This window comes from Vibrio sp. 10N.222.52.C12 (assembly GCF_041474215.1).
Classification (GTDB): domain Bacteria; phylum Pseudomonadota; class Gammaproteobacteria; order Enterobacterales; family Vibrionaceae; genus Vibrio; species Vibrio crassostreae_C.
The window spans coordinates 1-7,238 of the sequence record NZ_JBFRTR010000063.1 but is presented as its reverse complement, the minus strand read 5'-3'; the positions used below and the strand labels follow the sequence as shown (position 1 = coordinate 7,238).

Below are 7,238 nucleotides of genomic sequence, written 5' to 3'. Positions count from 1 at the left end.
AACGTCGAGAGACAGGGGAAGACAATGAAAAGACTATCGCTTGAGGAGTGTCAGCGAGATTTAGCCGCCCTCGATGCGGCTGACAAGCTGACCGCCAGCCTGAAAGTGGAAATTGACCGTTTTAAAGAAATGGACACCGGCGCACTCATGAAAAAAGCCATGGGGATGTTGATGAGTGGCAACCTCTCACTGGAGGCATTAGGGCTTCCCGTCAACTTGTTTGAGCAGCTTGAGCACCTCGACAAGCTCAATGGGGTCGCTCGCCTGAAATACCGTGCAGTGGTAGAGGTTCAAAAGCAGCAGCTTGATGAGATGGAAAGTGCAGAGGTGGATCATGGCTGAACATAAAAACCCAACCCGTGGGTATATATCTTGTCCTGTTTGTCAGTCGGTCGCCAGCGCCCATCAAGTGGGTGAAGGGAAGCTCATCGCTACAGGGGAGCCGCCTAAAAATAGCCGCAACATTGGATTGATGTATTACCGTTGCCCAAAGTGCGGTAACAGCTCACATAGCCATGAAGTGACCAAGTTCATTAAAGCGAATCTTGTCGCTGACTCAGCCGAACTTCAACCGACAGTCACCGAAAAACTGTCGGTGGTTGATCCGGTTTTGGTAACCGAACCTAACCGAACAGAGGTAACCGAGCTAACCGAGGGGTTAACCGAACCGGAAGAAACACAGGAAACCAGTAAAGACGCGGTTTCCAACCGAGAGGTAACCGAAACCGCCGACGATGAAGAAGCTGAAAACACCCAAAGCACGTTTTCCTTTAAACGAGTCATAACAGCGTTGGTGTCGGTTATCTTCCTCCTCTGGGCATTTTCTCAACTGCTACCTAAACCGAAAGCCACAACCGAACCAACGCAAGGGGGTGAGCATGGAGCAAACGAATGAGGTCTTGTTGGATGAGCCTACGGCGTTGGATGATTGGGGAGATTTTGGGGCGGTCATTGAGCAGCTTGAACAGCAAGAGCAAGGTGAGACCGATTCGGTTAGTCTAACCGATTCAACCGAAGCGGTAACCGAAGATAAAACCGAAGCCATGGCGGGGTTACTGAATATTGTGTTCGCCTTGACCGAACAAGCCACGTCCATTATTTCAGGGGTTGAGTTTGAATTTGACGGTAAAGGTAAACAAGCCGTCATTGATGCCGCGCAGCCGGTCTTTGCCAAACATGGCTCAACCTTGATGGGGGTGTTTGGGGACTACATCGAAGAGGCGACGCTGCTGCTTGCGGTTTTGGGCTTGATCTACGCGTCCAAACAACAAATGGCTGCCTTGATGCAAGCCAAGGAGACCGAAAGTGAACAAACCCAAACCCCTAGCCCTACCGAATCCCGTTAATGCTAACCCGTCCTTTGATGCCGAGCACACCCTTTATGTGGCGGGAACGGGAGGGGGAAAAACCTCAGCGGTTAAGCATTTGGGGTTAATCCCGAAAACCGCACAAGCGGTCTTTTTTGACCCCTACACCAACTACGCGGGAAATAAGTTTCAAGGGCAAATGTGCCACGGCACCTCATCACGCTTAATCTTTGTGAAATCGCTGGTGATGGCGCGTCGTCGTGGCGGCTCGTTTAAGTTGGCGTACATTCCAGCCAATGGGGCAACCGGTGGAGAGTTGGAATTTTTCGCGTCGGTGGTGTGGTCGGTAGGGAACGGCCGCGCTAGCCGGCTCTATACGGTGATTGAAGAGTTAGCCTCCTGCGTAGAAACCTCTGGCAAACTTCGAGGTCGTGCGGGTGAGCTGTTGCGTGGCGGGCGTCAGTATGGCCTTGTGGTGCACTCCATATTTCAGCGCGGCCAAGAGGTACCGAAAACCGTGACCGAGCAATCCAGTGTTTGGTGGGTGGGCGCAGTTAATTCTCTGAGTGATGCTCAATGGATCGCGGATAAACGCGGGTTGGATGTGAATACTATTGCGACGTTGAAATCCGCTAAGGTCAACAAGCAACGTATCGGGAAACCGATCGCGGAATACCTCTTGATCCGTGATGGTATTGGTAATATTGAGCATAAGGCGTTGAACTGTCAGTCAGGCTCAACACTCAATTTGAACTACCGGTAACCGCCCTTTTTAACCTATAGGTTACCCATCTAACCTATAGGTAACGCTTCCTTTCTTTTTCAACCTTTTTCCTCTTTGATAAACACTTCATTTGATTATTCAAGATCCAACGTCGAGAGACAGGGGAGTGTATGAAAGCTCAGCATAAAAACATCTTGATTGCTGTTGTCCTGACCTTACTGATGATTGCCATCATTAATAACGTCTCAACGTTAGAAGCAGTCAAACAACTCATCAACGGCAAACGTGGCTGGTTTTAAGGAGAGACAAACATGTCAGTAAAACCAATCAAACTGAATTCCATGGTCGGGGCCGCTTGGGGACAAAAAGGCACGCTGCCTATTCCTGTTGGGCCGACTTACCATGAGTTAGTGTTAGAGACGAATGCCGAGGCCGCCGAGATTGAACGCTTGTCTATTACGCTGAACGCAGAAGAAATCTATGTCTTAACGGGCAGTGAGATCCTCATGTTAGAGCGTTACAAGCAACGTGCTCATACCACCGGCCATTACGTGATCCCATTCAGTGACATTACCGCTCGCACTAAAAATGGGGTTCGTTACACGGGGCTGGTGACAGAAGCGGGCGATAACATCCATTTGGATGTTCAGTTCAAGGCGAAATCCGGCGGCGATCCCCTGTCTATTCAGGTTCATGCTTGGGTCACCAATGCGCAACCTGCCCGAATCTTGGTTCCAATGATAAAGCGTGAAACCATGCCAGCGAACGCAGAAGGGGTAAACGAATTTACGAGCTTAGTCTCAAGTCCGTTAATCAGCTTGCGTCGTGCGCACTTTATGTACGCGGGGATCACTAAGCTCGAGGTGGAACGTGACTTTGTGAAAGAGTACGAAGCCAACAAATTCATCAATGAAGCGAACGCCAAACGAAACGAACGTACCCCGCAAGCGGGTTACTTTCACTTTGATCCGATTGTGCGTGGTTTTTCTATTGATGAGCTCTTCCCAACACAACACAGCTCTAATTTGAAATTTTCAGTGACCACGAGTGACGTCGCCGGCTCAATCCCTATTTTGGTTGAATCGGTGAAAGTGGTTCGCCCTGAAATGCTCACAGGTAAATACTAAGGAGCGCGCATGAGCTTTTTTGATGACCTGTTGGAGTTTGGTGAAGGGGCGCTCGATAGCGTGGGCGAAAATGCCGATTGGTTATTTGGTCACAACGCCAATTCGTCCAATCCCAACACCACGCAGCAGCCAAATACCCCGGCGGTCGACAATAACGGCAATGCCGTGACGACGCCACAAGGGGGCTCTGCCGTGGTGAAAGATAACACCCTGCTTTATGTGGGCGGTGGGATAGCGGCGCTCTTGGTGGTGGTTCTTCTCATTGTTCTCTTCAAGGATTAGCGCATGCCATTACTTTTCATCGGTTTGGGCGGTCTGGGGCTGGGAACGGCACTCGGGGTTGGAGTGAGTCAGGGGCTCAAAAAAACCTTAACTGCGACTGCGGTGATGGCTTTGCTCTACCTTGCCTATAAATCGGGAGTATTTCGCTCATGCTAGGCTCATTGACTTCTTTAACGGGAGGCGGTGGTTTGACGGGCGGGTCTTCAGGACCTGCAGAGTCAGGGAACACCTCCAACACCACCAACAACAGCGGCTTTACGGCCGGCGCAATGAACTTTGGCAGTCATAACGGCATACCGTGGTGGGGAATAGCGCTCGTCGCGCTTCTTGCGCTGTATGTTTTCACTCGAAAGTAACTTAATTCCTGAAACGTGGGGAAACGCCAAGCCGAGGTTAAGTCAAGCGCTTGGTGACTACCTAAAGAAGGCTGAAATTGAAGTGAAAGCGGGGCGAGAGTCCCTCTATCGAGTCGAAGACACGTTTATGTTGCTGCGCGGTGAGCAATCCCCCTCCGGCGCTAAGGAGCTGGTTGTGGTCGCTTTAGCGGGTGACATGGCCATGGGGACGCTCAGTGCCCTCAATCACGGAGTGGCGAATGGGTTTGATTCGATTCGCGCCCACTTTAATCAACGCGGCGCTTATCGCTACATTCAACGTAAATTGCAATTGCCCGTACGAGAGATTGAGACCCACAAGAATGAGCACGTATTACAAATAAGGTTTGATGACATGGGTGGACGGAGTAAATCAAAGAGCAATGCGAAAACCATCACCACGACCACCAACAAAAGCAACAGTCAGGGGATTGGTGGTGATAACAATGGCTTTGCTCTGTCAGGAATAGAAAACTCTGACATTAATTTAAGCATGACGGACCACGGCGCCATGGCGGTGGCGGGTAAGACCGCGGAAGAAGCGTTTCACTTTGGTAATAATGCCTTAGATTTGGCGTCAGAGACCGTAGATACGTCGTTTAATTTTGGTGAAAGTGCCCTCGAAGAGGCATTGAGTTTTGGTGAGAGTGCGTTAGGAACTAACGCTGACCTTAGTGAGTACGCGATAGGCGCAAACACGAACCTGAGTGAGCACGCGATAGATTCGATTAAATCCATGGCGGGTCAACAAACGGAAACCACCAAAGCCGCGATTGCCATGGCGAACGCGTCCAAAGCTCGAGAGCAAACGGGTGAGAACGAAAGCAATAATGAGCTGTTGAAGAACGTGTCTCTTATGGTCGGCATTCTTGGCACGTTAATCACCATGGCCTATTTAGTGGCGGAGCGTAATAAATGAAACAACTCCAAACCCTAAGCCCAGGCGAAAGCATTCAATTTAATGCAGGTCAGGCGGGCAAATACCTCATCATTCGTGAAGCCAGCCATTCCCTCATGCTTCGCGGAGACGCGTTACGTCCTACAGAAATCGGGCGGGGTGATACGGTGGATATCACTCGTTTTGATGAGCTTGAACTTTTTAACCATCAGGCGGAACCGGTCACGGTTGAATATCAAGTGGCGGACATTCCCATCAGCACCAAATCTCAAAACATCGATATTAATAATTCCGTCACGATTAGCGAAATCTTAACCCCCATCACTGTCAGTGCCGTTCAAGCAGAAGTGAAGACGCGCATTCAAAATGACACGCTAACTGTGAAGAAGCTTGCTGAGCTTTACACCTTGCAAAAGGTCGATACGGGCTATCTGGATTTAACGGGCGATGAACAAAGCATTGCGGGAAATGAAGAGCGGAAAGGACTCTTCATTCAAACCTATCAAGATAATGATCGCTCTGTTTTGGTTCAAGGGTTTATTGAGGTTGTCGCCGGTGGTCATGTACTTATCAAAAGCAATGAAGCCATTACATTGGAAGGCGTTGCTGGGAATGGTGTTCGTATTGGGGAGTTTATCTAATGTTTGAACTTCACAATCCTATTGGCAGTCGTGGTGATAAGACGGGAAACGGTGGTTTTCAGTCATTAGTATTAAGCAACCAGTATGCTCAAGTTTCAGATGCCACAAACCGACAAGTAGAGTTTTCTCTGTCAGATGATGTAGAGCTACTGGAAGTACGAGTGGGTTGGTTGGATAGAGAAAATTCAAGGAACTTAGATCAAGTCGTCTTTTGGTCTCAATGCTTTGATGATCATGACGAGATGGTAGCTAATAGCCATAGGGCAATGGTAGTTCCCTTTGTGGCTGGCTTTGCAAGGCGATGTTATTTCATTCCTATTTTGACACCGAGCAACGCGAAAAAAATCATATTTACTTGCAATTATATTGATATTCAAGTGTGCATTGTGTCTCGAACGACCTTTAAGGAGTTAGAGCGATGATACAGGTCGATACGCAGGGGCGAATTGTCACGATCAACGCGCCTCAAGCGTCAACTCAATTAATCCGTTTAGATGTCCAACTGACGCAAGACGTCGCCGTTAATCCCGAACTCTACCGATGGACTGGTGAGGCTTTTGTCCTGTCACTAGAGGCTCAACAAAATAAAGAACAATCTGAAAGGCGCGCAAAGGCTAAACATTACCTTGATGCGACCGATTTTTACTTAGTACGCCAAGTAGAAAACGGTGCGGACGTCCCCCAAGAGGTTCTCTCCAAGCGTGAGACAGCCAGAGCCTTACTCGTGACCCAGTTACCGGATTTCGAATAATGACCATTAAAAAGTTGAGTGCGCTCGTTGTGCTCTTCACTTTACTAGGAGTGTATTTCATGAACAAAAAAACCGTCGATAAAGCACTCAGTCAGTTTGCGTTATCAGCAAGAAGCGAGTCTCGCATGATTGGGGTTCATGGCGATCTCAAACGCGTGGTTCGCAGGGCGATTGAGTTAACCCCGTTTGATTTTGGCATTACCTCGGGAAAGCGAACGGCCGAAGAGCAAAATGCGCTCTTCAAAAAAGGCGCTAGCCAACTCGATGGCTACAGTAAAAAAAGCCGGCACCAGTCAGGCCATGCGATTGATTTTGTGGTGTATGACGAAAACAGCAAAGTCACGTGGGGCTTTAGTTATTACGAACAAGTGAGTTGGGCGTTTAAACAAGCGGCAAAAGAGCTGAATGTGCCTATTGTCTGGGGTGGGGATTGGGTCAGCTTTAAAGATGGGCCTCATGTGGAACTCGATAAACGGGTTTACGCATGATAGGCGCCATCGCCAACCTCATCACTGGCGGCATTGATGCCTATAAGCAGCACGGCCTCAATAAAGCGAATGCCCTCAAGCGACAAGATGAGATCGAGCAAGAGCGTCACCAAGCTCAAGTGAAGCGTTTACAGTCTGGAGATGAACAGGCCGCCGATTTAGATAGGGTGAGCCTCAAAGATCGCGGCCTTAAAGATGAGTTCATTCTCTTGGTGGTGTTTGTTCCTCTGATCTTGTCGTTTATCCCAGACTATGCGGAGTATGTTCAAGAAGGGTTCAAAGCGTTGGAATTTGTGCCCGAGTACTATTGGTACATAGTGGGTGCGGTGGTCATCGACACGTTTGGGTTTCGCTCTATGGTGCGTTACTTACTGGAGTTCTTTTCATTTAAATTCAGGGGTAAGTAATGGAGCTACTCGTCTCACTGAACAGCATGGGCTTATCACCGACCTGGATAGCGTTACTCGTAGTGCTCTGGAAGCAAGATAAGCGCTTAACCATCATTGAAACAATTTTAGAAGGTAAGAATAGTGGCTAAAGCAGGGGTAAAAAGAAACGGCACGTTAAAGAAGGGGTATCGCTTCGCCAAAGGTGGGCGTGTTGTGAAAGCAAAAAGCATCACAAAGAAGCGAAGAAAACGTCGATA

15 protein-coding genes are annotated in these 7,238 nt (G+C 48.9%); all 15 read left to right on the top strand.

Going from position 1 to position 7,238, the window contains the following annotated elements:
- Window positions 1-24 precede the first annotated feature (24 nt).
- The 15 genes from AB4623_RS12455 (at window position 25) to AB4623_RS12385 (ending at window position 7,130) form a co-directional block, all read left to right on the top strand.
- Window positions 25-342, top strand: coding sequence for a hypothetical protein (locus tag AB4623_RS12455; protein ID WP_017099393.1), 318 nt, complete (start codon window positions 25-27; stop codon window positions 340-342).
- Window positions 335-895 carry a hypothetical protein gene (locus tag AB4623_RS12450; protein WP_372146505.1) on the top strand — a complete coding sequence of 187 codons (561 nt, stop codon included), beginning with the start codon at window positions 335-337 and terminating at the stop codon, window positions 893-895. The genes AB4623_RS12455 and AB4623_RS12450 overlap by 8 nt, the downstream gene beginning before the upstream one ends.
- The gene (locus tag AB4623_RS12445; RefSeq protein WP_372146503.1) at window positions 879-1,346 is read left to right on the top strand and encodes a hypothetical protein; all 468 of its coding nucleotides are present in this window, start codon (window positions 879-881) and stop codon (window positions 1,344-1,346) included. Before AB4623_RS12450 ends, AB4623_RS12445 begins: the two co-directional genes overlap by 17 nt.
- Complete coding sequence (locus AB4623_RS12440) at window positions 1,306-2,070, top strand: hypothetical protein (protein WP_029225522.1); 765 nt, start codon at window positions 1,306-1,308, stop codon at window positions 2,068-2,070. The genes AB4623_RS12445 and AB4623_RS12440 overlap by 41 nt, the downstream gene beginning before the upstream one ends.
- 131 nt (window positions 2,071-2,201) lie before the next feature.
- Entirely contained in the window at window positions 2,202-2,330 is a 129-nt protein-coding gene (locus AB4623_RS12435) for a hypothetical protein (protein WP_017081565.1), read from the top strand.
- A 12-nt stretch (window positions 2,331-2,342) separates the two neighbouring features.
- Window positions 2,343-3,158, top strand: a complete 816-nt coding sequence (locus AB4623_RS12430; RefSeq protein ID WP_372146501.1) for a major capsid protein P2 — start codon at window positions 2,343-2,345, stop codon at window positions 3,156-3,158.
- Between the two features lie 9 nt (window positions 3,159-3,167).
- Entirely contained in the window at window positions 3,168-3,440 is a 273-nt protein-coding gene (locus AB4623_RS12425; RefSeq protein WP_017083729.1) for a hypothetical protein, read from the top strand.
- 149 nt (window positions 3,441-3,589) lie between these two features.
- A complete protein-coding gene (locus AB4623_RS12420; RefSeq protein WP_017083727.1) occupies window positions 3,590-3,796 on the top strand; it encodes a hypothetical protein in 207 nt (68 codons plus the stop codon).
- Entirely contained in the window at window positions 3,777-4,733 is a 957-nt protein-coding gene (locus tag AB4623_RS12415) for a hypothetical protein (protein WP_017100576.1), read from the top strand. Before AB4623_RS12420 ends, AB4623_RS12415 begins: the two co-directional genes overlap by 20 nt.
- Window positions 4,730-5,353 (top strand): hypothetical protein, encoded by a 624-nt coding sequence (locus tag AB4623_RS12410; RefSeq protein ID WP_017083725.1) that lies wholly within the window; start codon window positions 4,730-4,732, stop codon window positions 5,351-5,353. The genes AB4623_RS12415 and AB4623_RS12410 overlap by 4 nt, the downstream gene beginning before the upstream one ends.
- Window positions 5,353-5,775 carry a hypothetical protein gene (locus AB4623_RS12405; RefSeq protein WP_372146499.1) on the top strand — a complete coding sequence of 141 codons (423 nt, stop codon included), beginning with the start codon at window positions 5,353-5,355 and terminating at the stop codon, window positions 5,773-5,775. Before AB4623_RS12410 ends, AB4623_RS12405 begins: the two co-directional genes overlap by 1 nt.
- Window positions 5,772-6,104: a hypothetical protein gene (locus AB4623_RS12400; protein ID WP_048615170.1), complete on the top strand. Its 333-nt coding sequence runs from the start codon at window positions 5,772-5,774 to the stop codon at window positions 6,102-6,104. Before AB4623_RS12405 ends, AB4623_RS12400 begins: the two co-directional genes overlap by 4 nt.
- 59 nt (window positions 6,105-6,163) lie before the next feature.
- On the top strand, window positions 6,164-6,592 hold the full coding sequence (locus AB4623_RS12395; RefSeq protein WP_017100572.1) for a M15 family metallopeptidase: 429 nt from the start codon (window positions 6,164-6,166) through the stop codon (window positions 6,590-6,592).
- Window positions 6,589-6,999: a hypothetical protein gene (locus AB4623_RS12390; protein ID WP_017083721.1), complete on the top strand. Its 411-nt coding sequence runs from the start codon at window positions 6,589-6,591 to the stop codon at window positions 6,997-6,999. Before AB4623_RS12395 ends, AB4623_RS12390 begins: the two co-directional genes overlap by 4 nt.
- Window positions 6,999-7,130, top strand: coding sequence for a hypothetical protein (locus tag AB4623_RS12385; RefSeq protein ID WP_017083720.1), 132 nt, complete (start codon window positions 6,999-7,001; stop codon window positions 7,128-7,130). The genes AB4623_RS12390 and AB4623_RS12385 overlap by 1 nt, the downstream gene beginning before the upstream one ends.
- Window positions 7,131-7,238 lie beyond the last annotated feature (108 nt).